This window comes from Paenibacillus sp. UASWS1643 (assembly GCF_008693195.1).
Lineage (GTDB): Bacteria > Bacillota > Bacilli > Paenibacillales > Paenibacillaceae > Paenibacillus > Paenibacillus amylolyticus_B.
Map to the genome: position 1 here is coordinate 13,233 of NZ_VXKZ01000111.1, position 25,967 is coordinate 39,199.

The 25,967-nt window shown below is 43.3% G+C and carries 31 protein-coding genes; 28 read left to right on the forward strand and 3 right to left on the reverse strand.

What is annotated here, in order from left to right; all coding sequences use genetic code 11:
- Positions 1 to 84: 84 nt before the first annotated feature.
- Positions 85 to 357 carry a hypothetical protein gene (locus FE296_RS32845; protein ID WP_124115692.1) on the reverse strand — a complete coding sequence of 91 codons (273 nt, stop codon included), beginning with the start codon at positions 355 to 357 and terminating at the stop codon, positions 85 to 87.
- A 293-nt stretch (positions 358 to 650) separates the two neighbouring features.
- Here FE296_RS32845 and FE296_RS18130 point away from each other — a divergent pair, with 293 nt between their 5' ends.
- The 11 genes from FE296_RS18130 to FE296_RS18180 all read left to right on the forward strand — a co-directional run bounded on the left by FE296_RS18130 (position 651) and on the right by FE296_RS18180 (position 8,565).
- Positions 651 to 1,136 carry a hypothetical protein gene (locus FE296_RS18130; RefSeq protein ID WP_124115693.1) on the forward strand — a complete coding sequence of 162 codons (486 nt, stop codon included), beginning with the start codon at positions 651 to 653 and terminating at the stop codon, positions 1,134 to 1,136.
- Between the two features lie 1,044 nt (positions 1,137 to 2,180).
- Complete coding sequence (locus FE296_RS18140) at positions 2,181 to 3,407, forward strand: amidohydrolase (RefSeq protein ID WP_150366024.1); 1,227 nt, start codon at positions 2,181 to 2,183, stop codon at positions 3,405 to 3,407.
- Positions 3,408 to 3,535: 128 nt separating this feature from the next.
- A complete protein-coding gene (locus tag FE296_RS18145) occupies positions 3,536 to 3,946 on the forward strand; it encodes a GNAT family N-acetyltransferase (protein WP_150366025.1) in 411 nt (136 codons plus the stop codon).
- Between the two features lie 26 nt (positions 3,947 to 3,972).
- On the forward strand, positions 3,973 to 4,443 hold the full coding sequence (locus FE296_RS18150; protein WP_190945324.1) for a GNAT family N-acetyltransferase: 471 nt from the start codon (positions 3,973 to 3,975) through the stop codon (positions 4,441 to 4,443).
- Complete coding sequence (locus FE296_RS18155; RefSeq protein WP_150365885.1) at positions 4,443 to 4,871, forward strand: GNAT family N-acetyltransferase; 429 nt, start codon at positions 4,443 to 4,445, stop codon at positions 4,869 to 4,871. The genes FE296_RS18150 and FE296_RS18155 overlap by 1 nt, the downstream gene beginning before the upstream one ends.
- 41 nt (positions 4,872 to 4,912) lie before the next feature.
- Complete coding sequence (locus FE296_RS18160; RefSeq protein ID WP_150365886.1) at positions 4,913 to 5,647, forward strand: DUF1361 domain-containing protein; 735 nt, start codon at positions 4,913 to 4,915, stop codon at positions 5,645 to 5,647.
- Positions 5,647 to 6,108: a DUF6896 domain-containing protein gene (locus FE296_RS18165; protein WP_150366026.1), complete on the forward strand. Its 462-nt coding sequence runs from the start codon at positions 5,647 to 5,649 to the stop codon at positions 6,106 to 6,108. The genes FE296_RS18160 and FE296_RS18165 overlap by 1 nt, the downstream gene beginning before the upstream one ends.
- A gap of 38 nt (positions 6,109 to 6,146) precedes the next feature.
- Positions 6,147 to 7,091, forward strand: a complete 945-nt coding sequence (locus FE296_RS18170; RefSeq protein WP_150365887.1) for a GNAT family N-acetyltransferase — start codon at positions 6,147 to 6,149, stop codon at positions 7,089 to 7,091.
- A complete protein-coding gene (locus FE296_RS18175; RefSeq protein ID WP_150365888.1) occupies positions 7,088 to 7,825 on the forward strand; it encodes a metallophosphoesterase family protein in 738 nt (245 codons plus the stop codon). The genes FE296_RS18170 and FE296_RS18175 overlap by 4 nt, the downstream gene beginning before the upstream one ends.
- 42 nt (positions 7,826 to 7,867) lie before the next feature.
- The gene (locus FE296_RS32850; protein WP_190945325.1) at positions 7,868 to 8,032 is read left to right on the forward strand and encodes a hypothetical protein; all 165 of its coding nucleotides are present in this window, start codon (positions 7,868 to 7,870) and stop codon (positions 8,030 to 8,032) included.
- A gap of 5 nt (positions 8,033 to 8,037) precedes the next feature.
- Positions 8,038 to 8,565, forward strand: coding sequence for a DinB family protein (locus FE296_RS18180; RefSeq protein WP_150365889.1), 528 nt, complete (start codon positions 8,038 to 8,040; stop codon positions 8,563 to 8,565).
- Positions 8,566 to 8,630: 65 nt separating this feature from the next.
- On the opposite strand, the gene FE296_RS18185 is transcribed toward FE296_RS18180, so the two are convergent.
- Complete coding sequence (locus tag FE296_RS18185; protein ID WP_150365890.1) at positions 8,631 to 9,536, reverse strand: ArsR/SmtB family transcription factor; 906 nt, start codon at positions 9,534 to 9,536, stop codon at positions 8,631 to 8,633.
- Between the two features lie 179 nt (positions 9,537 to 9,715).
- Between FE296_RS18185 and FE296_RS18190 the strand changes: the two genes are divergently transcribed.
- The 13 genes from FE296_RS18190 (at position 9,716) to FE296_RS18250 (ending at position 19,296) form a co-directional block, all read left to right on the forward strand.
- On the forward strand, positions 9,716 to 11,206 hold the full coding sequence (locus FE296_RS18190) for a glycoside hydrolase family 43 protein (protein ID WP_150365891.1): 1,491 nt from the start codon (positions 9,716 to 9,718) through the stop codon (positions 11,204 to 11,206).
- Positions 11,207 to 11,322: 116 nt separating this feature from the next.
- Entirely contained in the window at positions 11,323 to 11,874 is a 552-nt protein-coding gene (locus FE296_RS18195) for a hypothetical protein (RefSeq protein ID WP_150365892.1), read from the forward strand.
- A 99-nt stretch (positions 11,875 to 11,973) separates the two neighbouring features.
- Positions 11,974 to 12,519: a GrpB family protein gene (locus tag FE296_RS18200; RefSeq protein WP_150365893.1), complete on the forward strand. Its 546-nt coding sequence runs from the start codon at positions 11,974 to 11,976 to the stop codon at positions 12,517 to 12,519.
- A 41-nt stretch (positions 12,520 to 12,560) separates the two neighbouring features.
- Positions 12,561 to 12,983 carry a hypothetical protein gene (locus tag FE296_RS18205; protein WP_150365894.1) on the forward strand — a complete coding sequence of 141 codons (423 nt, stop codon included), beginning with the start codon at positions 12,561 to 12,563 and terminating at the stop codon, positions 12,981 to 12,983.
- Between the two features lie 30 nt (positions 12,984 to 13,013).
- Positions 13,014 to 13,535, forward strand: coding sequence for a cysteine hydrolase family protein (locus FE296_RS18210; protein WP_124115707.1), 522 nt, complete (start codon positions 13,014 to 13,016; stop codon positions 13,533 to 13,535).
- Complete coding sequence (locus FE296_RS18215) at positions 13,535 to 14,017, forward strand: hypothetical protein (RefSeq protein ID WP_150365895.1); 483 nt, start codon at positions 13,535 to 13,537, stop codon at positions 14,015 to 14,017. Before FE296_RS18210 ends, FE296_RS18215 begins: the two co-directional genes overlap by 1 nt.
- Before the next feature lie 310 nt (positions 14,018 to 14,327).
- Complete coding sequence (locus FE296_RS18225; protein WP_124115709.1) at positions 14,328 to 14,864, forward strand: GNAT family N-acetyltransferase; 537 nt, start codon at positions 14,328 to 14,330, stop codon at positions 14,862 to 14,864.
- Between the two features lie 29 nt (positions 14,865 to 14,893).
- Positions 14,894 to 15,373, forward strand: a complete 480-nt coding sequence (locus tag FE296_RS18230) for a DinB family protein (protein WP_124115710.1) — start codon at positions 14,894 to 14,896, stop codon at positions 15,371 to 15,373.
- A gap of 37 nt (positions 15,374 to 15,410) precedes the next feature.
- Positions 15,411 to 16,289 carry an aminoglycoside phosphotransferase family protein gene (locus FE296_RS18235; protein ID WP_150366027.1) on the forward strand — a complete coding sequence of 293 codons (879 nt, stop codon included), beginning with the start codon at positions 15,411 to 15,413 and terminating at the stop codon, positions 16,287 to 16,289.
- A 65-nt stretch (positions 16,290 to 16,354) separates the two neighbouring features.
- Positions 16,355 to 16,702 carry a hypothetical protein gene (locus FE296_RS18240; RefSeq protein WP_150365897.1) on the forward strand — a complete coding sequence of 116 codons (348 nt, stop codon included), beginning with the start codon at positions 16,355 to 16,357 and terminating at the stop codon, positions 16,700 to 16,702.
- Between the two features lie 239 nt (positions 16,703 to 16,941).
- Positions 16,942 to 17,943, forward strand: coding sequence for an endo-1,4-beta-xylanase (locus FE296_RS18245; protein ID WP_150365898.1), 1,002 nt, complete (start codon positions 16,942 to 16,944; stop codon positions 17,941 to 17,943).
- Positions 17,944 to 18,141: 198 nt separating this feature from the next.
- Positions 18,142 to 18,312: a hypothetical protein gene (locus tag FE296_RS32855; protein ID WP_167483657.1), complete on the forward strand. Its 171-nt coding sequence runs from the start codon at positions 18,142 to 18,144 to the stop codon at positions 18,310 to 18,312.
- A gap of 165 nt (positions 18,313 to 18,477) precedes the next feature.
- Positions 18,478 to 19,296, forward strand: a complete 819-nt coding sequence (locus tag FE296_RS18250) for a purine-nucleoside phosphorylase (protein ID WP_124115714.1) — start codon at positions 18,478 to 18,480, stop codon at positions 19,294 to 19,296.
- A 119-nt stretch (positions 19,297 to 19,415) separates the two neighbouring features.
- On the opposite strand, the gene FE296_RS18255 is transcribed toward FE296_RS18250, so the two are convergent.
- Complete coding sequence (locus FE296_RS18255) at positions 19,416 to 20,492, reverse strand: LacI family DNA-binding transcriptional regulator (protein ID WP_124115715.1); 1,077 nt, start codon at positions 20,490 to 20,492, stop codon at positions 19,416 to 19,418.
- A 540-nt stretch (positions 20,493 to 21,032) separates the two neighbouring features.
- Here FE296_RS18255 and FE296_RS18260 point away from each other — a divergent pair.
- Genes FE296_RS18260 through FE296_RS18275 form a run of 4 tightly spaced genes read left to right on the forward strand, consistent with a single transcriptional unit; the run spans position 21,033 to position 25,955 of the window.
- Positions 21,033 to 21,893: an ABC transporter permease gene (locus FE296_RS18260; RefSeq protein WP_223200008.1), complete on the forward strand. Its 861-nt coding sequence runs from the start codon at positions 21,033 to 21,035 to the stop codon at positions 21,891 to 21,893.
- Positions 21,894 to 21,909: 16 nt separating this feature from the next.
- A complete protein-coding gene (locus FE296_RS18265; protein WP_036617174.1) occupies positions 21,910 to 22,791 on the forward strand; it encodes a carbohydrate ABC transporter permease in 882 nt (293 codons plus the stop codon).
- Positions 22,792 to 22,846: 55 nt separating this feature from the next.
- The gene (locus FE296_RS18270; RefSeq protein WP_150365899.1) at positions 22,847 to 24,457 is read left to right on the forward strand and encodes an ABC transporter substrate-binding protein; all 1,611 of its coding nucleotides are present in this window, start codon (positions 22,847 to 22,849) and stop codon (positions 24,455 to 24,457) included.
- A 25-nt stretch (positions 24,458 to 24,482) separates the two neighbouring features.
- The gene (locus tag FE296_RS18275; protein ID WP_150365900.1) at positions 24,483 to 25,955 is read left to right on the forward strand and encodes a glycoside hydrolase family 32 protein; all 1,473 of its coding nucleotides are present in this window, start codon (positions 24,483 to 24,485) and stop codon (positions 25,953 to 25,955) included.
- The last annotated feature ends 12 nt before the right edge of the window (positions 25,956 to 25,967 follow it).

The following is a 25,967-nucleotide window of genomic DNA, read 5'->3' on the forward strand; positions in this document are numbered from 1 at the left end:
TCCTTCTGCAAGGTTTCTATCTGGTCTACGATGCTTAAATTTTTGCTAAAGGATATGCTTCTTTATCACGGCCAGTCAGAATGCTCAATGTCCGACCATTTGGATGCCAAAGACAAAGAAAGAAGCTCCTTGAAGGAACTGATGGCATTCTAACGGCTCAATAGAACGTGATTCATCTCGCCTTAGGAAACCTAGCGCATGTAAATCACTAGCGAGAGAAAAGGTTTCTTGATTAGTGTCTCCATAATGTTGCAACGAGGCGATGACACTGTCCTTGAATGTTTGCTTTGCTTCTGTGACTTCTTCAGAGGTTAGAATATTCAGTAATTTCTCGACTTTCTGGAGAAAATCGATCAATACATCTTATTCTTCTAAGAGTGTTGACGGATCCGCGACGCTCTGGTCTGTCATGATAAGTGAGCTATCATTGATTGATAGATAATTAATGTTAAAGAAAGGTAGAAGTAATAAATAATTCTATTTTTTTCTTGCCACTAATGTTAAATATTGGTATAATTGTAATCGTGACTTCTATGACATACTTCAATAAGTTGTTAGATGAATATTGGAGGGGGTGCGTATAGGGAGTTAATAGTTTTTCTGTTTTATCGAATGAAAAAACCTAAAACTCATAAGGGAGGAATTTGTACATGTTGAAGAAATTCTATGCATTTACATTCATCTTTGTATTAGCGATAGGAACTATCCTTGCTCCTGCATCTAATGCAGCAGCAAAACAGAAGAACGTTTCTAATCAAGAACTTCGTGCATGGGCTGCTGAATTAGAGTATATTTTTGAGAACATTGCTCATAAGGATGAAGCACGTGGTCTATATATCATTGATGAGCAAGCTTTGGCGAAATCAACGTTTAACCAAGAGGAAAAGCAAGGCGTACGCGCTATGATTCAATACATCAATAGTGAGAACAGCATATCGATTCAAAGCAATGCATGGCAGAGATGCTGGCAAGATGCAGTAGGAATTAGTGGCGATCTCCTAAATGAATTTTTGGGTTATGTCGAGGCAAAACAGTGGGCTGCTGCTGCTGGAGTTCTAGCAATCGGTGGTGTCATTTTAAGTCCCGTAGCCATTTTTGTATTTGGCTTAACGTGTGGAGCGGCACCAGCCGGCTAAACGGATCTATCCAAATCCCTTTTGTATGTTGCGGCATACAAAAGGGATTTTTCTGTTTCCTTAAAAATTGTATATAATGTAAAATGAGGGTTGTTAAAGCTGTTGATTTCCTGGTGATCGCTAATGTAACCAGGAAGACAGGGAAGGAGATGATTAAGATACTCATGTTAAGCACACTTAATGATTTAGGAGTGATTTTTTTACTTGTTGGTTCCTTTTTCTACTTCCTACACTTAAGAAGAATTAAAAGACAAAGGCCATTAACAGGTATGGAACGCTCAATGTATATCATCACCCAAGTTGGGTATTTACTTTGGGCTGGAAGTAAGTTGCTTCTGTTAATCTCAAATTGAGGATAGGTATCATAATTCATTCCGAAAAGTGATAAAACATATAAATGAAGAAATAAGCCAGCTCGTACCCCTTACAAGCGGCTTATTTCTTCATTTTCAAGTACCATTTAGAAAAATGTTTTGAACTTGTATCGTAGTAACGAATAGACCTTTATAGATGATGGTACATCACACTTGATGTTAAATAGCGGGAAGATAACAATCAAATAAACTAACCCACAATAATCATAGTAATGGTCCTGCAGTAGACAAGCCTTTAAGAACCATCCGTCAAATTTATGATATGTGTACGTGGTACGACGATTGTTATACGGAGTAATGGTGGGACACATGTTGCTTAATGATGAGAGTGCAAAAATGTACACGAGTGGAGTGGAGAGTTGGCGGTTGAATGGGTAAGTGTTAGTATGTTGATTGATAATATAATTATTGTTAAAGTTACCATAACTGAATAACTACAAATTGCGAAGCACGCGATTATCCTATACTAACAAAGGGATAATTGTGTGCTTTTTTTGTTTGTAGTCTCAGTCAGTCAGTCAATCATCATCATCATCGAATGCAAACGTTCCGCATATGGAACACCAACGTTTTACGTATTTTTGCCCGGTGAAACCGTATGGTACCATGGATCATAGATCAATCGGTATCCGGGGGACGTAATGCCGGGTAAGAAAAGAGGGATGATATGATGAAGCAGGCTTATTGGTTAACAAACGTGACTGTGGAGCGGGGGTATGTTCGGGAGGGAGAACAGGTGACGGGGACACGGACAAGCCCCGCTCATCTGCGGATTGAAGATGGAGTGATCGCGGAGATTGTGGAAGGAAACAACCGGCTGTCTAGCGATCTACCACAAGTAGATGGCAAGGGACTTTTGCTGTTGCCTTCGTTCGTGGAGGCACATATTCATCTGGATAAAACCTACTACGATGGGCCATGGACAGCCGTTAAGCGTATCTTCAGTATTTTCGATCGCATTGAAGAAGAGAAGGTTTTGTTGCCCAAGTTGCTACCAGATGCAAAGCGTCAAGCGGAGAGTATACTGACCTCGATCCAGGGATACGGCTCCACTCATGTACGTAGTCATTGCAATATTGAACCTGTCAGTGGCTTGAAAAGACTGGAAGCGACGCGGCAGGCTCTGGAATCATTTTCGGGCAAAATCTCTTCGGAGATCGTGGCTTTCCCGCAGCATGGACTGCTTCGCTCCCATTCAGTGGAGCTTATGGGCCAAGCGATGAAGGAAGGTGCAACGCATGTGGGCGGACTTGATCCTCATACGGTGGACGAACAGATCGAGAAATCACTGAACGCCATGGTTGAACTGGCCGTTCAGCACCAGGCGGGCATAGATATTCATCTGCATGATGGCGGGCAGGCCGGCAAACAAACGCTGCTGGAACTCGCGAATTTGACCGAAGCAGCAGGGCTTCAGGGTAAAGTTACGGTAAGTCATGCGTTCTGGTTCGCCCGCGCAGAGCGGCAGGAAGCAGAAGATATGGCGCAGCGAATGGCCTCGCTCGGGATGAGCATTGCTTCCACGGTGCCCATTGGCAGAACGATGATGCCACTTCCCATGCTCCATCGTATGGGCGTGGACGTGAAGCTGGCCACAGACAGCCTGACAGATCATTGGTCTCCTTTTGGCAATGGGGATCTGCTTGAGAAAGCGGGACGATTCGCAGAACTGTATGGATATAGTGACGAACTGTCCTTGTCTCAATCTTTGACATGGGTAACAGGCGGCATTACACCGCTGGATTCACAAGGGGAACAAGTCTGGCCGAAGGTAGGTGACACCGCAAGTTTTGTATTGGTGCATGCAAGTTGTTCGGCGGAAGCCGTTGCGCGGCGATCTGCGCGGCAGGCCGTATGGTACAAGGGGCAATTGGTCAGCGGATCAACAGCTGATTGAGGAAAATAGAGTGGGTGCAGCCACGGGAAACCGTGGTTTTTTGGCATGGGAGAAAAAGAGGAAAGAACTGTTCGCAACTACCACATTTTGGGTTATGATGGAGGTAGTTAATGAAGGGAGCAATACGAATGAAGATTGAATATGCAACGGAAGCTGACTACGACTATATCATTGATAGAGATCGGCATATCCATCAGCCACTTGTGAAAACGAAGATTAGTGAGAAAGAAATATTCATCCTATGGGACGAGAACGAGGGATCAAGAGTTGGATGGATGAGGTACGGTTACTTTTGGGACAACCTTCCTTTTATGAATATGATCTGGATTGATGAACCCTATCGAAACGGCGGATATGGTAAAAAAGTGGTGCATCACTGGGAAAGTTTAATGAAGCAACAAGGCTTTGATACGGTGATGACTTCAACGCAATCAGACGAACATGCCCAACATTTCTATCGAAAGCTGGGGTATGTTGATGCAGGGGCTCTTTTGCTGGATACACAACCTCTGGAGATTATGTTGATCAAGAAAATCTAGTAAATAAGCTGAAAGGAGAGAGGATTGTGGATGTGAAGAAAGTAACCCTACAACCCATAACCAAAGAAAATGAACTTGTGTGCATCCACCTTAAACCACGGGAAGATCAGCTGGAGTTGGTCGCAAGCAATGCGGATTCATTGATTCATGCAACGAAGGAAATTACGTCCAAACCATACGGCATTTTCGCAGAGGATCAGATGGTCGGTTTTATTTTATTTGATAACGAGGTCTATCATGACGGGTATTACTGGATTCTGCGCTTCATGATTGATGAGAAGCATCAGGGGAAGGGCTACGGTAAACGGGCCATCCAAGAAGTGATTCGTACGTTGCAAGATAGAAGGGACTGCCAGCAAATCAGGGTATCCCATGTCCCGCATAACAGTGCGGCAGATGCGCTGTATAAGCGTTGCGGATTTCAGGACACGGGTGAATTCGAGGACAACGGTGATATCATTTTAAGTTATCAAGTAGGTAATAGGGAGGGAGCTTAATGATAAGAGAGGCGGAAGCCAGGGATGCAGCGGTTATCGAAAGGCTGTATCAAGAATTATTGCCGAACAACTTAAACACAAAGGTGCTTGCAGAACGGATTGAAGAGGTTCGAAATAACCCAAACAGTTTCTTGTTTGTGTATGAAATGGATGATCAGGTGATCGGCACGGCTCATTTACATATTTGTCTGGATGCTTTGGTTGAAAATAGACCCTTCGGCGTCGTTGAGCGGGTTATCATTACGGAACATGTGCAGAGCAAGGGATATGGTTCTGAATTGATGAAATATGTGGAAGACATATGTGTACAGAAAAATTGTATGAAGGTGTTTCTTACCAGTGGATCATCCAGACACGAAGCACATGATTTTTATACGAAATTGGGGTACAACGGAGAATCCAGCAAGGCATTTAAAAAGTATCTATAACTTATAACATTCATCAAGGAAAAGGAAGTAGAAGCAAAGAAATGAAAGATAACAAACATCCGGTTCAAGATCTCCGACTCATCGTTACCTTGCTCGTGGCTACTTGTTGTTGTCTAGGTGTTGTGATGTATTTACGTGCCCATACAGATACAAATATGTATCAATTTTTAAGTTGGGATATGTTCCTGGCATGGGTACCATTCATCATCTCATCCTGCATTAGATACATATTCAATAAGAAATTAACCACAACGAGCATGATATGTATGGGGCTGATGTGTGGAGTATGGCTCTTTTTTCTGCCCAATGCGGTCTACCTTTTTACGGAGATTCTGCATTCATTCCGATATTTTGATGCTCAAGGGGAGGTTAGATTTTGGGTTAATATTGATTTTTGGTATGGACTCACCCTGACGTTTGCCGTAGCGATCATCGGATTGCTGCTCTCGACTTGTTCGATCAATCAAATCCACGGAATGTTAAACCAATTAATAAATAAGTACATTAGTATGATGGTTGTCGGTGTTATTTTGCTATTGAGCAGTATAGGGGTCTACATTGGCAGATTTAATCGGTGGAATTCGTGGGATATATTATCCCGACCGGGGAAGATCTTTGTGGATCTTGTGAATGATTTTAATGCAGCGAACAGCATAATGGTTGAGTTTGTCGCCATTGTATTTACGGTTCAACTTTTTGGATACGTTATCTTCTCTTTCCTAACCGCAAGGTCTAGCAGTTCATCTTCATTGGAAAGGACAAAGGATCTGAAATGATGAAATCGATAACACAGGAAATCACGGAAGAATTATTAATGGCAATGGATATGTACCAAAAAATTGCGCGGCAATTGATAGACCAACTGATATTGGAAACCGATCAGCCTGATCGCACGGCAATTCTCGCAGGGGCGTACCATCTGCTGTCCAATGCGGATGTAATCCATGGAGAAGAAGAATTAACAGGAAACTGGTATTTTGATGTTCATGGCGAGCACTGTATGTTCAAGAATACGGAAACAGGGCAGACATTGGAGGTTTTCCTTGGTAGTCCAGAGGATGCGGGCAACATGGACCCCTACTTTTTTTACAATTTTATAAAAACAACGCCAGAGCTTGCATACCTGATTTCGTATTTCGAGAATCCGTTTAAGGACATGTTGGATTTCTTCGAACGTTTGGAAGCGGAGCATGTGTTAATTCATGTTCACGGGGTGGCGTATAGAAAGGTTCTTTGATTGCAGTACATGTAATTAGAATTGAGGAGGAATGACGTATGAGTTTAACGGAATGGTCTACAGATATTCTTCAATATGATCTGTCGGATGAATATTCGATTCGCAAAGCTGATTTTGCCGAATGGGGATTATATTGCACGGTTTATTATGATATGCGTTATGTCGGATTTTTCAGAGAAGAGGAGTTCAGTTCTTCCAAGATCAGTGCGTACTGGATTTACAAGGGGGAAAGCAAAATAGGTGGCGTGAGAATGGAGCCTAACCGGATGTATCATTTGTTTTTTATTCCGCCATTCCAGCAGTGCTTTGAGGTATTGAAGCTTCTAAAGCATACATTAGTACATTGGTCGGATCGCACCAAACGCATTCTGACCTTTGAGATTCTTCCAGACCAAGTCGATCTATACGCAAGAGCTGGATTCTGGCCAGTGGAGTTCAGATGTCGCTGGATGCAGCGGCCTACAGATCATTTTGAAGTCGAATGGGACAGCAGGGTAACCGTGAAGAGTCCAGAGATTATTGAAAGTGAAACCGGCACTAGAACATATGTGAATGAAGATGAGATTGCTCAATGTGACCTGGAGAGTTTTGCAGGAAGTCTTGAAGCTACACGAAGAAAACATACCACTCTGTCAGATTTTATACCCAGCGATGACCCTAATTATACGAATGAAATTCTGACCCATGCTTCAACGCTTGTATACGATAAGGAAACGGGACAGCTTATTGCCAATTGTCGCTTGTGCTTGCAGGATAATCAGGCTGCTGTATACAGTATCGGAGTACTCCCCGCCTATAGAGGCAGAGGTCTGGCTACGCTGATGTTACAGAGAGCATTAAATGAACTTAAGGGTAAGTATCCTGTTCTGCGATTGTATGTGATGCAAGGGAATGATGCCGAGTCTGTGTATCTGAATCTAGGCTTTATTCCGGGCGTACAGGAGATTCAGACGATGTACATTCCAGAGGAGGAATCACAATGAAGGTTGCCATCTTAACCGATATTCATGGGAATTTTCCTGCGCTGCAAGCGGTATTGGCTGATATCGATTCCAGAGAAGACATTGAACATACATTTTGTTTGGGGGATATAATCGGTATTGGCCCTTACTCCAATGAAGTGATCGAGATGTTGTACAGTCGTAAAAATATGATAGCGATTTCGGGGAATCACGAAGAGGCCGTATTGAGTTTGCTCCAAAATAAGGGTCCATTAGAAGGGCATAAAGGCATAGCTGAGCATCATGAATGGATTGGTCAACATTTGAGTGCGGAATCGATCAAGAGAATACAAGCTCTACCGAAATTTGTTGAAAAAGAGGTAGAAGGACGTCAGTTCCTTTTGACTCACTATCATATGAACAACGACAAGTTGGATGTCATCGATAAAGAACCATCCGGAACCAAATTGGATGCAAGATATCAGGGGACAGCCCATGATTTGGTTTGTTTTGGTCATCATCATATTCTTCATTATTATAAAACAGATCAAAGAGTATATATGAATCCGGGAGCTTTAGGCTGTAACGATCTTGCCATTGCCAGATATGGGATCGTGGATCTCCAAGAGGGCAAACTGAATGTGAGATTCATTGGCGTTCCATATGACAATAGGGAGTATCTGCAATCGTTTGAACGGTTGAACGTTCCGGATCGGGCTTTTATTTTGAAGGCATTTCACGGGAATCAGTTGGAAAGAGAGTACGGGGGAGAGTGATTCTCCTAACAGAATTTTGTTTTTTGGGAAGGAGAAATGCACATGGGAATGATCATTATGTTGGTGGTTTATCTGTTCCTCGGTATTTATGTTGTGAAAGTTGGAATAGATAACTCAAAAAATAGCCAGCACACCAAAGAAATATTATCAGAGCTAAGAGAAATTAAGGACCTGTTGAAAGAAAGAGCGAAGGTAAAGGAGGAGTGATGACTATGATTCACGACCTACAGGGAGAAGCCAATATGACACCTGTTGTGGGGATGTTATTATCCGCTGTAACAGAAAATAGCCAACGACTTAAATCAATTACAGAAGGTATGTCGCAAGAAGAGGTGGATTACAAAGGGGAAAACAACCAGTTTAATAGTATAGCTCAATTAATCCGACATATTACGTTCGTTGATATGAATTGGGTTTATAGAATAGAGGGAGCTGTCCTTCCTCAGCGTTTAATAGAGCAGTATGGCCCTATGATTGATGAAAATAATAGACTTCCGCTGGTTCAAGGTGTGTCACGTGACACACTTATCTCTCGATATGAGGGTGTATTAACCCTTCTAAAAGAGACATGCGCACATTTAGCGGATGCTGATCTAGATCGAGTCGTTACTTTTGGACATCAGAACGAAAAGCAAGCTACGATACGTTGGGGATTATGGCACATGGCTGACCATAACCGTTATCATCAAGCTCATATTAATCAATTGAGAAGGTTGTTCCAAACACAAACTGATTGTTAATACATAGGCAGGTCATTCTTCTAATGCTAGATCGGATGATATCACACCTACCCTATGCGGTTACTTCAGATCTGAAGTACACGAATAACAATATCCTGATCATGGTTACCAAAACCGGCACCATAGATCGTTAATCCCCCTACATTGGGGCTTTCCTCGTCAACCGTAAAACGAAGCGTCCAGAACGGTTCGCTAAGCTTAATATCCGCGAGAGTAACGTCTGACATCCGCTCACCATCCATATAGGTACCGTAGGCATCAATACGAATAGTCTTCAACAATCCATACTGATTCACATTTCGATGCCACCATTCTGGCGTATATTTGCCGCGTGCTGCTCTGCCAAAGTCGGCAGGGCTTGTCCACGTACCAAGTGAAATGCCATTGAAGTTGAAGCGAATATCCGAAGGCCAATGATCTCGCAATCCCGGAGCTTCAGACGCCAGTTCCATCGAAATTTCAATCGCATCGGTTGTCTGGTCAGGAAGGACAAAGTTCGGTGTTTTATATTCAACATAGCCCTTCCCAAACCACAGGATAGCGGCGTGTACCCGCTCAGGATCAAGGAAGTAACGCGGATCATCCCATACGCCGATTTCTTTTTCAAGTGTTCCTAGCCCACAGGTAGGGTGAATATCAAAAGCAGTGTAGTGTCCCACGGCTATCGTCTGTTCTCTGGTTCGTGAAGTTTGGCTTGCGGATGGCAGCTCGATCTCAATCTGATTTTGCTTGAGGTAACATAATTTGTGCGTGCCTCCGTTGATCCGAACTCGTCTGCTGCCAATTAGACCCGTATCCTCCAGTTTGCGAATATGCATCGTGACAATGGAGGGGCTAAGCTCCAATGCTGCGGCAATATCTTTCACATTCATTTCGCGATCTGCTATCATATCCATGATTCTCCATCTGACTTCGCTTGCCAACGCCTCATATAAAGGAAGGAACTGGGGCTCTCCATTTGCTTTGATCATCTGCACAACTCCCTACCATCACTCTTCTAAAATCACATATATATTAATTTAATAAAATTAGCTTCAAGATGCAATCCAGATTCATTGAAAGTTTACGCCCGATGGTGTTTAATTTTTGTAGTTGTTACGAAGTTGAATTCTTATATTTGTGAATTTTATAAAAGAGATGGAGTGGAGTAATGAAATACAATAACCCTGTTGTAAAAGGTTTTTATCCAGACCCTAGTGTGATTAAGGTGCACGATACCTACTATATGGTGTGTAGTTCTTTTCAATATTTTCCGGGCGTACCGCTCTTTGAAAGCAAGGATTTGCTGAATTGGAAGCAGATTGGTCACTGCCTGACTCGTAAAAGCCAGATTCAACTCGAGACGGTGAACAGCTCCGGGGGTGTATTTGCCCCAACCATCAGGCACAATGACGGGCGTTTTTATATGGTGACAACGAATGATACGACACATCAAAATTTCTATGTCTGGACGGATAATATCTACGGAGAATGGTCTGAGCCTATCTATGTGGATCAAGGCGGAATTGATCCCGATTTGTATTTTGAAGATGGAAAGACCTTGTTTATGAGTAACGGGGTGGATGATGAAGGCGTTGGTGGAATTGTCCAGTGCGAGCTTGAAATTGAAACTGGCCGCAAACTGACCCCGAGTCGTTCAATATGGAACGGAACAGGTGGACGATATCTGGAAAGTCCGCATCTCTATAAAATGAACGGCTACTATTACCTGCTTGCAGCTGAAGGCGGCACCGAATATGGTCATATGGTTACGTATGCTCGGGGCACTTCTTCTTCGGGACCGTTCGAAGCCTATGCGCACAATCCAGTTCTGACCAACCGCAATCTGGGAGGTTATGAGTTGCAGGGAGTAGGGCATGGTGATCTGGTTCAGGATGATCAGGGGAACTGGTGGCTCTTTCACCTGGGATTCCGACAGATTGGCAGATGGGCTACGTACCATCATCTGGGTCGAGAAGTATTTCTGACTCCAATTACGTTTGGTGAAGACGGATGGTTTACAGCCGGGCATGAAGGCACAACACTGACGAGTTTTGAGACGAATCGCATTCCCGACACGGTGATCCAGCAGGATAAGAAGCATTATACGTTTGAAAATACAGACTGGAACCTCGACTGGTGTTACCTTCGTCATCCAAATACAAAGCATTATCAGCTTGAATCAGATAAGCTTACGCTAACAGGAACCGATGTAACGCTGGACGTTCCGGCATCCCCAACGTTCATCGGGCTACGTCAAAAAGACTTTAATGCAACAATTTCAGTTGATGTCAGTGTAACGAGTGGAGAAGCCGGTATCACGATCTACATGGATGAGAATCATCATTATGAAGTGGCTATTCGTGGGCAGCAGGACGGTTATAAGGTGGTCGAGCGTCTAAATATCGGTGATATCAAATCGATAGAACATGAAGTGGAATTGGGAAATAAACAGTATGCAACGCTGGTGATCCGCTCAAGCCAAGAACGCTACAGTTTCCTGTTTCAAGCAGATGGTGAAGAGATTCTGCTGGGCACGGCACAGACGAGATACCTATCCTCGGAGGTGGCAGGAGGTTTTACAGGCGTACTTATTGGTCTATACGCGACGGGTGAAAATGCTGTAGCTGAGTTTACAAATTTCAAGTGTGAGTATCATTGAGAAGTTAAGGGGAGGGCCTCAGGGTCCTTCTCTTTTTGTGAATTTGTGTCAAAATATATATATATTAATAAAAGCTAACAGAAGAGAGGTATTCAAACTTGGGAGTACATTATAAAATGCCGGAATCATTAGAAGGCATTGTTCGAATAGATAAGGAATTACGTAAAGAACATGATACGACCCTTCATGATTATGTGGGGTTTTATATTAGTTTTAACAATGATGATAGATACTATTGTACGCCAGATGATGCCATTATATTTGGAAGAACAGGGGCAGATGGTGACCATTTTGCTTTTTTCACGTTTAACAGATCCATTAGTGATTTGGAAGAAGCTCCGGTTATCTTTATCCAACCTACGGCGTTTGGTAATCAAGTAACTTTAGTGGCCAGAAACTTTAAGGATTTTGTAGCATTATTTATTAATCTTAAGGAAGTATATGTTTTGGAGAGATTTCGATTTTATAAGAACAAATTAGATTTTATGAATGACTATAACGATAACTATTTGAAAGATATAAGGATGAGAGAGAGTGATTATAATTTAATTATTGAACTGTTAAAAGAGAATATTAAAGGGATAACAGAAATTGATGATGTGTACGAATACATGATTGAATCCAAAAAACAAATAGAACTAGGGATAAACAATGATGATTTTGCATGATATCAATATGGCATCACTAAATAATCTACATGTAACAAAAGGTTAAAAGAACGTGTTATTTAATTATATAGCTTGATTGGATAACCAAGGAGGAGTTGTATGGGGGATCAATGGAGAATTGCAAAGTATGATCCGGCATGGCGTGATTTGTTTCTCGAAACGGGTTCGAAATTAAGAGAAGCGTTAGGAGAAAAGGCCGTGCGGATTGATCATGTTGGGTCCACTTCAATTGTGGGAATAGACGCTAAACCTATTATCGATATACAACTATCTGTTTCCAATGTTGAGAATCTGTTGGACTACAAGCGTGAGATCGAAATCGTCGGATTTGTATTCAGAGCAGAAAATTCGGATAAGACTAAACGTTACTTTCGTGAAGAACCCGGAAACAGAAGGATACATATACACGTTAGACAGGTAGGCAGTTTCTCCGAGCAGATGACCTTGCTGTTCAGAGACTATTTAAGGGAACACCCAGAAGATTGTTTGAACTATGCGGAAGAAAAGCACAGACTCATATCACTGTATAAAGATGAGCGTCCCAAATATGTTGAAGGAAAAGGACCAATGGTGTGGAGCATATTACAGAGAGCACATAGTTGGTCTCAAGAAATCGGATGGCAGCCGGCAAAATCTGACGCATGAGCACATCCAATGAATAGAGATAACTGTATTGGAGTGATGAGATGAACATGGGAAGAAAGCTGATAACAACCGTTCTAACCATCATTTGTTTTACTTTGGCTGCAAGTCTCATATCGATGAATGAATCCTACAGTTTTGATTTTTACATTCTTATTTATCTGGTATACGCGACTCCCTTGATCCTGTTGATCGGGCTACCTTTATCGATATTGATGGACTATCTGCTCAGCCGAATACAATTCCCTAATCATGTATTGTATCTAAGTACGAGGATATTGAGTTATGCATGTGTTGGAGTTTTAGGCATGTATATTTATTATGTGGTCATGGGCGCAGGAGAAGCAATCTTGGATTTCAAAGAGACGTTAGTTCTGACCTTATTTGGCGTTCTTGCTGCTATCCTATTTGTACTGATTGATATGGGATTGGAAGTTTTGTTAAAGATACGAAGAAGAAAGATTTGAATTAAATTGATTTGCCAGGAGGAAAGCAAAATGACAACGCATTGTGCACTTCTAATCATTGACATACAGGTAGCGATGTTTGATGAAGCAGATCCCGTCTATCAGGGGGAACGATTGCTTCAGAAGATCCAGGTATTAATTTCTAGGGCCCGTGAAGCAGGGCATGCCATCATATATATCCAGCACAGCGAAGGGGCAGGCAGTCCACTGGAACGAGGAACTCCGGGGTGGGCCATTCATCCGTCCATTGCACCTATAGCTGGTGACCTCGTTATTGAAAAGGAGACACCGGATTCGTTTCACAAAACCGATCTGCATCTGAAATTGCAAGATAATGGCGTGACGAAGTTGATTCTCGCGGGTATGCAGACTGAGGTATGTGTAGACACGACTTGCCGCAGAGCGTCCAGTCTCGGATACACGGTCAATCTGGTTCAAGATGCGCACAGCACATGGAATTCAAAGACGCTTCAAGCAGAGCAGATTATTGCACATCACAATACGGTACTGAGACTGTTTGCCAACGTGGTGGATACGGAGAATGCGCTGTAATGCTAGGAAAACGTAGGCGATTCTGGTTTTTCATAGGTGCGGCAATCATGTTTTTGTATTTTCTAATCACGAGTAATCCAGATCCAAATAAGCCGATTTCAAGAAATCAAGTGATAAGCACAGAGATGAGCATAGTCGTGTACACCAGGACAGGCGACGGTGGAGCACACGTTAGCATTGACAATGTTACGTTAAGTAAAGAAGACATTAGCCGTATAGTCGGCTGGCTGAATGCAGCCCCGGCATCAGCCAAAATACCAGTAGATGATGTCACAGGGAGCATTAGTGCAGGAATTGCTTTGAAATTAAAGCATAACGCTAAAGTTACGATTCAATACAATCGGAAACAGATTATAGTATCCACAAAAAGCAGATTTAATAGAGATTCTAAATATATATTTGATCAAAAGGACTTAAGAGACTTTATGGATCAAAAGTTGAAAGGGACGTATTTTGGTAAAGATACCGTTAGTGTTGAATAAGGGGGAGAGGTATTGACGATTAACAAAAGAATAATGAATCTATCAGCCTGGCTTGCTGTATTAGCCATCATATGTATTCCTGGCACCTTACATACTGAAGATGATCCGCTTCGAACAGAGTATGGTTTCCCGATCCGATTCTTTACGGATTATCATTATGCTAACTCTGACGGAACAATCTGGTTTATATCTGGCATCTCTTTAAATGTACTTCTATATTTGTTCAATGTCCTGTTTATTTATGCAGGAATTCATGTAATCTTGTATATAAAAAGGAAATTAACTAGAACGTAAAGATGGAGTGATTACGATGAAACAACTTCCAGTAGAATGGAAGTCAGATAGACTCATTATTTCGGACGTGGAAGAATCCGATATTCCTGAACTTGAGTCCATATATGAGACCAGTCGGTACTTACATCAATGGGATGGACGAGAGCATGAGCTGAATTATGTAAAAGAATGTTTTGAAGAAGGCCACCTTCCACCGGGAGGCAGGCTGGAAAATTATCGAATTCAAACCATTCGCACGAATGAGGATGACCGCTATATTGGTTTGTTAAGTGTATACCATGGGTATCCCTCCGAGGATTCAATCTATCTCGAATTTCTATATATCCAGAGCGAGATCCAGAAGCAGGGATATGGACAAGAATTAATTCAGGCACTGACTCTTCACTTTTCTGAGCTTGGTTACAAGGAAATTCGAATTAACGTGGCACTCAAAAATTGGCCTGCATTACGCTTTTGGATCAAATCCGGATTCAATCAGATTAGCGGAATTTATGGTGATCTTCAACATTCGGAGGATACCTTTGCCAATACAGAATTGATCAAATCTCTCTGAAAAATATGCTGATAAAGGGGAATATACCAATGGAAACATTCTTTCGTTATAACTGGATGGTGCGTGAGCAATGGTATGTGTGGTGTGAAGATGTACCGCTTGAAGAATTGCTTCAGCCTCGCACGGGCGGAGTAGGCAACATATTACAAACATTATTTCATATCATTGATGTAGAGTGGAGCTGGCTTCAGTTGCTTCAAGGCAAACCGGATGATGCGGAAGATTTTGCAAACTACCAGAATCTTGAGGCGGTAAGGCGACTCGATCGCAAGTTACGTCCTGATGTGGAGGCGTTTGTTAGAGCATGGGATTCAAGTATGGAAAAAAGAGCATATATCGATCATCGCTCAGCTGGCAAGGCCAGTACAGATTCATGGGGAGAAGTTATGCGACATGTGATCGCCCATGAGATTCACCATATGGGTCAGCTGTCGGTATGGGCCAGAGAATTGGGTAAGCAGCCTGTATCCGCCAATGTCATTGGCAAAGGCCTGATTATACCTGACTAACAGGGAGAGGCGGTCATAACATGGAAGGAGGAGAATGATGACAATTCAACTTAGCCAGATGAATTGGATCGAACTGGATGAACGTATCCAGCAGGTGATTGAACAGGAGGTTCAGATCATTCCCTTGCCACCTGGACTGGAAGCGAGTGTGATGAGAATTGAAATGGAAGATCAGCGGTACGTATTGAAAGTCTGGGACAAGGATTCCAAGCCGGATATCGCCAAACAATATCGATTATTGTCCAAGCTTTATCAAAATGGAATTCGTGTTTCCAAACCCTATGGTTGGGGATTAGACGAGCAAGAGAATCAAGTGCTGTTAACGAGCTATGATGGAAAGCCGTTTACTCAATTAACACAAACTAAACTGACACATTTGGCTGAGCGATTAATGGAGGTCCATCGTTTTCCGGTGAATGAAGTGGAGATTGGAGAAGATGAAGAATACATATTCAGGTACGATTTTGTTCAATACTTTTTTCCTCAAATTGAATTACATGACGATATAAATGATCTTCTGGCAAACTTGATTCAGCAGGTCCAGATCAGACAGGACCGCTTGATTCATGGCGATTATAATCTGGGAAACATTCTTGAGATGGACAACCATTACACCATCATCGATTGGACTAATGGGCAGTATGGTGATCCAAGGTACGATATGGCATGGTCTGTTTTTCTGATCACCATCTATAATGGGGAAAGTTACGGCGAGATGTATCACGCTCAATTTGCACGTTCTGCAAGTTATGTGTACACGCTGGAAGAGGAGCAGGTTTTTGAAGCTGTGGCTTGCCTGCGCTGGATTCTGTTAAGGCGCGTTGGGGATGTACCCATGGGGCCAGATGTAATGGAAAGGGTTCACAGCATGGCTGTCCATAATCCGTATTTGAATGAACACCTGCTGTTCAAATAAAATAAACAGCCAGTCCTAAACTAGCGATCCTCGCATACCTATGAGAGTAGAGGAGCGTGATCGATATGGAGCAGAAAGTACAAACCTACTTTGACCTGAAGCAGCAGCAAAAAGATATTGAGCAGCAGTTGTCTGTACTACGAGATGAGATTGTCGCGTATTGTGCAGAACAAGGGATCTATGAGACGCAGGTTGGTGGTTACACCGTGAAAACAGTGCTTCAGAACCGGAAGGAATACGATGATCAGAAGCTGTATGCTTCTCTTCCAGACCCGGACATCTGGCGATTGTTGTCCAAGGTAGACAGCCATAAGCTGAAAAGCCTGATCAGGCTGAACATTCTGTCCGAGGAGCAAATTAACCCGGCATGCACAGTGAAACAAGTGACCTTGTTACAGGTAGACAAGCTGTAACGCTTCATACCCTCTTTGTACATGAGTTGAATTTAAATGAACCTCCCGATCACAAAACACCTTCCGAGAAATGTTCTGTTGCGGTGAGCAGTGGAACGAACGTGGAGGTGTTTTTGTTTTGCGAAGAGGGCCCAGAATCATAAATAGTTAAATATGAGGGGGAAGAAGTATAATTTGTTCATTGTAAGCGTATTCAACAAACGATATGATGGATAAAAAATGGCAGGGAGGAATCGTAAATGCCAACCGAAATTCCATCACTACATGCTGCTTACGCCAATACGTTCAAGATAGGTGCTGCTGTACATACCAGAATGTTGCAGTCCGAAGGGGATTTCATCGCCAAACACTTCAATAGCATCACGGCTGAAAATCAGATGAAATTCGAAGAAATTCACCCGGAAGAGGATCGTTATACATTTGAGGCGGCGGATAAAATTGTTGATTTTGCTGTTGCCCAAGGGATTGGGGTTCGCGGACATACTTTGGTCTGGCATAATCAAACATCGAAATGGGTTTTTGAGGATACCTCAGGTGCTCCCGCTTCCAGAGAGCTGCTATTATCTCGTTTGAAGCAACATATTGACACGGTAGTAGGTCGGTATAAGGGGCAAATATATGCGTGGGATGTCGTTAATGAAGCTGTTGAAGATAAGACCGACCTGTTCATGCGGGACACGAAGTGGCTACAGCTAGTGGGAGAAGACTATTTGCTGCAAGCGTTCAGTATGGCTCATGAAGCTGATCCAAATGCCCTTCTTTTCTATAATGACTACAATGAGACGGATCCGGTCAAACGGGAGAAGATCTACAATCTGGTTCGTTCTTTGCTGGACAAGGGAGCACCTGTACATGGAATAGGCATGCAGGGACATTGGAATATTCATGGTCCATCGATTGAGGAGATCCGAATGGCTATTGAGCGTTATGCTTCACTGGATGTGCAGTTGCATGTTACGGAGCTGGATATGTCGGTGTTCCGTTATGAGGATCGTCGAACCGATCTTACTGCACCCACTCCGGAAATGGCCGAGCTACAGGAACGTCGTTATGAAGAAATCTTCAATTTGTTCCGTGAGTATAAATCATCCATTACCTCTGTGACGTTCTGGGGAGTGGCCGACAATTATACTTGGTTAGATCATTTCCCGGTACGCGGACGCAAAAATTGGCCTTTTGTTTTTGATCAGCAGTTGCAGCCTAAAGAATCATTTTGGCGTATCATTAACCCTATGTCCTGAACATCAGGGAAGTGGAGAGAATCGGTCACGATGTGGCCGATTTTTTGCTTTACTCAATATAGATTATACAGTACGGCTATCTCGTGAATGATAGAGGCGTTGATTTGTGCGGATGATAAAAATATGGTATTAAATGGAATTGTGTGATAGGGTTGAAGAAATGGTGAACCAAATTCTTTCCTGAAATGAGATGAGAAGATGGATTGCATCCGAAACTATTTAATTACTTTTGCCGGAAATTTTGCATTTAGTTATTATATCTTTGAAGAAGGTACTTTTGCCAAACCGCTGATGTTTGCTACATTCATGCTGTTGCTTATTATGACAATCGATTACATGAAAAGTAGAAACAAATATACATTGGATTAGGGGATGTCCATGTTTTTAAACGATTCTGGAGCATAGGGTCGTTTTTTTATTGTATATAGAACAGCTTCCATTTACATCAAGACCATTGTTCATTACACTTGATGAGTAGCACCTCATTAACTCGGTTTTCGTTAACTCAATTCAGATCATCAGGAGGATATCATTATGCATCAATCCGCACATATTCAGGAAGCAAGAGATTACATATTAGACCGAATCCACACCAAACCTGCCGTAGGCATGATTCTGGGTTCGGGACTGGGAGCGCTCGCGGACGAGATTGAAAATGCGACCGTTATCCCGTATACAGATATTCCGTATTTCGCTCAATCGGAGGCTATCGGTCATGCCAATGAATTGGTTATTGGTGAACTCATGGGCAAAACGGTTGTAGCGATGAAAGGCCGCCTTCATTATTATGAAGGTTTTACATTGGACGAAGTGACTTTCCCCGTTCGGATCATGAAGGCGCTGGGTGTCGAGCAATTGCTTATCACCAATGCCTGCGGAGCCATCAACACAAGCTTTGAGCCGGGTCAACTGATGCTCATTACAGATCATATTAACCTGGTAGGCAATAACCCGTTGATGGGACCGAATAACGCCGAACTGGGTGTGCGCTTCCCAGACGTATCACAGGTATACAATCGCGAACTGCGCAGCATTGCCCTTAAGGTTGCAGAAGAGCAGAATGTTGGCCTGCAGCAAGGTGTCTATGCATGGTGGAGTGGCCCGGCATATGAGACACCAGCGGAGATTCGCATGATTCGTACGATGGGTGCGGATGCAGTGGGGATGTCCACGGTACCTGAAGCCATTGTTGCCATTCATGGCGGTATGAAGGTGCTGGGTATTTCCTGTCTGACCAACATGGCCTGTGGCATTTTGGATCAGCCGTTAAGTCATGATGAAGTCATTGAAGTGGCTGCCCAAGTGAAAACAGCCTTTATCGGACTTGTAAAAGGCATTTTGAAAGAGATCTAATCGCGAGATGATTTTTTATCCAGGCCACGATGGATAGGATAGAGTTTTCATCCAACCAAATTGAAACCACAAAAAAACGTATGTTTCACGAGTTGTTACTCGTGAGACATACGTTTTTTTTATTTTGCAGAACTATGAACCATCTGAGAATGATCGGCCATGATTGCTGGTGTGGACTCCCTGATGATGGGTTTGGTCACAATGTGGGAGACCTGATACGGCTGTGTCGGACTATTAATCCGGGATAACAGCATCTCCGCAGTCTTAATGCCCATCTCATTGCTATAAATATGAACCGTCGTTAATGCTGGCTCAATAATTCGAGATTGGGGTGCATTATCGAATCCGCATATCGCAATATCCTGTGGCACAGCGACATTTCTATCTTTTAACGCCCTGATCAGATCGACTGCTATAAAGTCATTAGCGCATACGTAAGCGGAAGGTAGGGATGCCAGCTCTGCCACTCGCTGGTTCAACCAACCTGGCTTGGAGAAACACAGGCGATCATTATCTAGGATGCAATGGGACAGGTCGACCTGCAACCCCGCCTCCAGCATCGCACGGTGATATCCAACCCATCGTTCATTAAAGCTCTTGCAGTGATTGTAATCCCCAACGAATCCGATACTTGTGTAGCCGCTCTCAATTAATTTTGTGGTTAACTGGTAGATGCTATGTTCATTCTCCATGAGTAGCAAATCTGCTTGGAATTCGGGATAACATATGTTGGAAGCGCAATCGATAAAGATCGTGGGAATGCCCAGATCGGTAATCAGCTTTGTATATTCCAGATCAAATAATTCAATGCAAATAATGCCGTCTACTTTGGCTATATCAAAATTGTTGGGAAGTGTAAGTGTATCTTGATCGTCTTCACGTACGATATGAATCGAGAGATTGTATCCCTCCGCACTGATTCTTTTCTCCAAACCGCTGATTAACAACGAACCAAAGTGAGATGTATTCGGCAGGTTTTCAGTTAACAGGGCGATATTGCCCGGAGGCTTGGTTAGAACATGCTCATTGTCCATATAGGCAAACTGTTTATATTTAAGTTCAATTGCTTTTTTAATTACACGATTTCGGGTCTCATCCGGGATGTTTCCGCTATCGTTTAATGCTTTGGAAGCCGTATTCCTGGAGATTCCCAAAGCATCAGCGATGTCTTGTATCGTGACTTTTTCCTTTGCCATCTAATGCTTCACCTCTAATCATCAATAGTCATCCATATTCTTCTCTAAGTCAAATGTATAATAGAACGGGACAAATAGCAATCTCTGTTTTACAAATGCACAATTGCATTTACATTTAGATAGGCGAATTCTATTTTCATCATTGTTCCAGAAGTTTCGTTAACTAGTGTAACAATGATGATCTATTATAGTCATAATGTTTGAATATCTATGCTGCTATTAATGATTAAATGCTTTATATATGCAAATTTAATCCTCTTTAGTTACATTAATGCAAAGATGAAATGATCAAATGCACAAATATTTTTTTACAAAACGTATTGACTAAATCCGTTGAAACCTGATAAATTGTAAATTATTAAATAGGCAATTGTAAATATTGAAAGCCCTTACTGAAAACAATTGTCAACTTCTAGAATGAACGGGGGTATCGTGTTGGATAACATAGCCGACAGCAAAAAGGGCGAAGGAAGGGTACTGAAAGTGAGGACGACAAGCGGTCATAGGTTGCAGCAGCTCAAAAAAAATTACTTTTTATATATGTTGCTTGCACCAGCCTTAATTTTGACTCTTATCTTCAAGTACATTCCGATGTACGGAGCCATCATTGCGTTTAAGGATTTCAGTCCGATCAAAGGCATCATGGGAAGTGATTGGGTAGGACTGAAGCATTTTGAGAAATTTATAGCTTCACCCAATTTCGATATCATTTTAATGAATACGCTTAAACTCAGCTTTTTGGGATTGATATTCAGTTTCCCGGTGCCCATTTTACTGGCACTCATGTTGAATCAGGTACGCAAAGCTGGCATCAAGAAAAATATTCAATTGTTTCTGTACGCACCCAATTTCATCTCGGTTGTTGTTGTTGTGGGTATGTTGTTCATCTTCCTCTCACCGACAGGGCCAATTAATCAATTAGCCACATGGATTACAGGTCAGCCGATCATGTTCATGTCTGAACCGGAATATTTCCGCTGGATCTACATTTTGTCCGATATCTGGACCGGAGCCGGTTGGGCTTCCATCATATACGTTGCGGCTTTGGCCAATGTTGATCCGGAGCTTCACAATGCGGCCAATCTGGATGGAGCCAATCTCCTTCAACGCATTCGACACATCGACCTTCCAACGATTCGCCCGATTATGGCCATCGTCTTTATCCTGGCAGCTGGGGGCATTATGTCCATTGGATTTGAGAAGGCCTATCTGATGCAGACGTCCATGAACCTGCCTTCCTCCGAGATTATTGCCACGTATGTCTACAAGGTGGGGCTACAGTCTGGAGACTACGCTTATTCTGCGGCTGTGGGATTGTTCAACTCGGTTATCAATGTGATTTTGCTGGTGACGGTGAATCTGATTGTGAAGAAATTGAATGAAGGCGAAGGCCTCTATTAGGAAAGGAGTATTATCCATGGTTGTTAAACACACGGGAATGGATCGATTGATCCTCACACTTAATGCCATCTTTCTCACCTGTGCTGTACTGGTTGTGGTTGTTCCCCTGATTTATATTGTTATCGCCTCATTCATGGACCCTACAGTTCTACTGAATCGTGGACTGTCCTTTAATGTATCGGACTGGAGTTTGGACGGATATCAGATGATTTTGTCCAATCCAGCCATGATCCGGGGGTTTGCAAATGCGGTATTGTACTCGGTTTCTTTTGCACTGATCACTGTGACCGTATCCATATTTGCAGGTTATGCATTGTCAGATGATAGACTCGCGGGACGTGGATTTTTCATGATTATCTTTATCATTACCATGTTCTTCGGCGGGGGATTAATCCCTACTTATCTACTCATACGTAATCTCGGCATGCTCGATACGGTGTGGGCAATCATTATCCCTGGAGCCGTTAACGTCTGGAACATCATTCTCTCCAGAACCTTTTTCAAAGGAGTCCCTCGAGAACTGAAAGAAGCCGCAAACGTGGATGGCGCCTCTGAGATGAAGATTTTCTTCCAGATCGTCATTCCGTTGTCGAAACCTATCATTTTTGTACTCGCACTTTATGCGTTCGTTGGGCAATGGAATTCCTATTTTGATGCAATGATCTATCTCGATAATCCGAACCTGCATCCGTTACAGCTCGTTCTGCGTTCCATTCTGATTCAGAATCAGGCTGCACCGGGCATGATCAGTGATCAGCTCGCGATGGCAGAACTGAAACGGCTCTCCGAGATGATTAAATACTCAGCGATTGTCATTTCGAGTCTGCCACTCATCATCATGTACCCGTTCTTCCAGAAGTATTTCGAAAAAGGTGTCATGGTCGGTTCCCTCAAATAGTGAACAGCCTGCGATACAGTAAGTTGATCCAATCCAACTCATGGAGGTCATTATTATGAAAAAAGTGAACAAGTCGAGAAAAGCCGTTACAACGGCATCCATTTCCATGTTATCTGCAATGCTCTTTCTAACCGCCTGTGGCGGGGGGGGGGGAGGCGGCGCGGCGAGTGAGGCGCAATCCCCTGATGGCAAGGTGACATTGAATTTTATAACACAGAGCTCTCCGCTGGCTCCCGCTGATCCAAACGACAAGTTGATTAACAAGCGACTCGAAGAGAAAACCAATGTGCATATCAACTGGAAGAACTATACGAGTGATGTGTTTGCAGAAAAAAGAAATCTGGCGGTGGCCAGCGGTGATTTGCCGGATGCCATTTTTGATGCAGGTTACGGGGATTATGATCTCCTGAAACTGGCGAAGGACGGGGCGATCATTCCACTTGAGGACATGATTGAACAACACATGCCCAATCTGAAAAAGGTGCTGGAGGAAGCTCCCGAATACAAGAGCATGATCACGGCTCCAGACGGACATATCTATTCATTCCCATGGATTGAAGAACTCGGAAGTGGCAAACAACGGATTCAGGCAGTGGATAACTTACCCTGGATTAATGTGGAATGGTTGAACAAGCTTGGACTGAAGATGCCAACGACAACCGAAGAACTGAAAGAAGTATTGATCGCGTTCAAAACTCAAGATCCAAATGGCAACGGTAAGGCAGACGAAATTCCGTTATCTTTCATTAACAAACCGGGCGGAGAAGATCTGACATTTCTCTTTGCGGCATTTGGACTCGGAGAGAACTGGGATCATACCGTAGTAACCAATGATGGGAAAGTGGTCTTCACGGCAGCTGATGAAGGCTACAAGGAAGCGGTTAAATACATTCATGAATTGGTTCAGGAAGGTCTCGTGGATGTCGAATCGTACCAGCAGGATTGGAACACTTACCTGGCGAAAGGCAAGGATAATAAGTACGGCATGTACTTCACATGGGATAAGGCTAACATTACAGGCATGAATGATACGTATGATGTTCTGCCTCCGGTTGCCGGGCCTAACGGAGAGGTCAATGTCACAAGAACAAACGGAATAGGACTTGATCGTGGTCGCATGGTCATTACCAGCAGCAATAAAAACCTGGAATCCACAGCGAAGTGGGTAGACCAACTGTACGATCCGCTCCAATCTGTGCAGAACAACTGGGGTACCTATGGAGACGAGAGTCAGCAAAATATTTTTGAATTCGATGAAGCCAAAGGCATGCTGAAGCATCTTCCACTGGAAGGATCTGCACCTGTGGAACTCAGACAAAAAACCAGTATCGCAGGACCACTGGCCATTCTCGACAGTTATTATGACAAATACACAACCAAACCGGAAGATGCGGCTTGGCGGATGGAACTTCTCGACAAGGTTATGGTTCCGCATATGAAAGCGGAGAACGTATATCCAAGTGTGTTCTTCTCCATTGATGAACTGGATCGATTGTCCACGATTGAGACCGATCTCTTCGCCTACGTGTTACGTCTGCGTACAGAATGGTATCAGAACGGGAAAATAGATCAGGAATGGGATGCTTACTTGAAAGAGCTGGATCGCCTTGGATTGCAAGAATGGCTACAAATTAAGCAAGCGGGATATGACCGTAATAACAAATAAAGAAAAGTACGGAGGAGAAACCATAATGTCGACAATTCTTAAACAAGATTACAGAAATGAATACCATTTTTCACCGAAAGAGAAATGGATGAACGACCCGAACGGCATGGTGTTTTTCAATGGGGAGTATCACTTGTTCTATCAGTATCATCCGTTTGGTACGACATGGGGGCCAATGCATTGGGGTCACGCGGTAACCCGAGATCTCGTCACTTGGGAGGAACTTCCTGTAGCTCTGGCACCGGACGAACATGGCATGATCTTCTCCGGCAGTGCGGTGGTGGACTGGAACAATACTTCCGGATTTTTTGAAGAGGAGCCGGGGTTGGTAGCCATTTTTACACATCATCTGGAAGTACCAAATGGGCATCCTGTTCAGCGTCAGAGTCTGGCGTATAGCAAAGACAATGGCAGAACCTGGACTAAATACGAGGGTAATCCGGTATTAACGCATGAGTCCTTTGTAGATTTCCGTGATCCCAAAGTGTTCTGGCATGAGCAGACCAAGGAATGGGTTATGATAATCGCTTGTGGTCAAACGGTATGTCTGTACCGATCTCCCAATCTGAAGGATTGGAAACTTGGAAGTGAATTTGGCGAAGGGATCGGTTCACACGATGGCGTGTGGGAATGCCCCGACCTGTTCCCGCTTGCAGTGGAAGGAAGCTCAGGACAGGTGAAATGGGTGATGCTCGTTAGCATCGGTGCAGATCCTGCATTCATAGAAGGGTCCAGAACACAATATTTTACCGGAGATTTTGATGGGAGTACATTTGTCCCAGATGAAGCATCCCATACGATTCGCTGGATTGATCATGGCCGGGATAACTACGCGGGAGTTAGTTGGTCTGACATTCCGGCTGAAGACGGCAGACGCTTGTTCATGGGGTGGATGAGCAACTGGATGTATGCCAATCAGACGCCAACCAATGATTATCGTGGAGCAATGACCATTGCACGGGAGTTGACACTGGAGACAAGAGCCGGAGAAGTAATACTGATTCAACGTCCTGCACGTGAACTTGAGCAAGCCCGTACGCCAGTATTGTCCCTACAGGATGCTTCGATTCAGCAAGTGAGTGAGCAGTTGAACACTTTGCAACTAGTGAACTATGAGATCCATGCAGAGTGGACTCCAGATCAGTCGTTCCATTTTGCCTTAAGAAGCGGAGCTGGTAACGAAACGCTCGTTGGCGTAGACGCCAACCGAGGGGAAGTATATATCGATCGTAGTGGATCGGGTATAGGCGATTTTCATGAACATTTCCTGAGCCGCCATACAGCTGAGTTAAAAGATGTAAATGGGAATCAAAGTATGCGTATCTTTGTAGATCATTCATCTGTGGAGGTATTTGCAAATGATGGTCAGGCGGTTATCACGGATCTGATCTATCCGGATGTGGATTCCAAGGGCATCTCTGCTCATGCGGAAAATACCGATCTGGTCTTCTCTTCACTTCATATCTATGAGATATCATCAACCAAGGCTAAAGGTTAATTGTAATGAAGG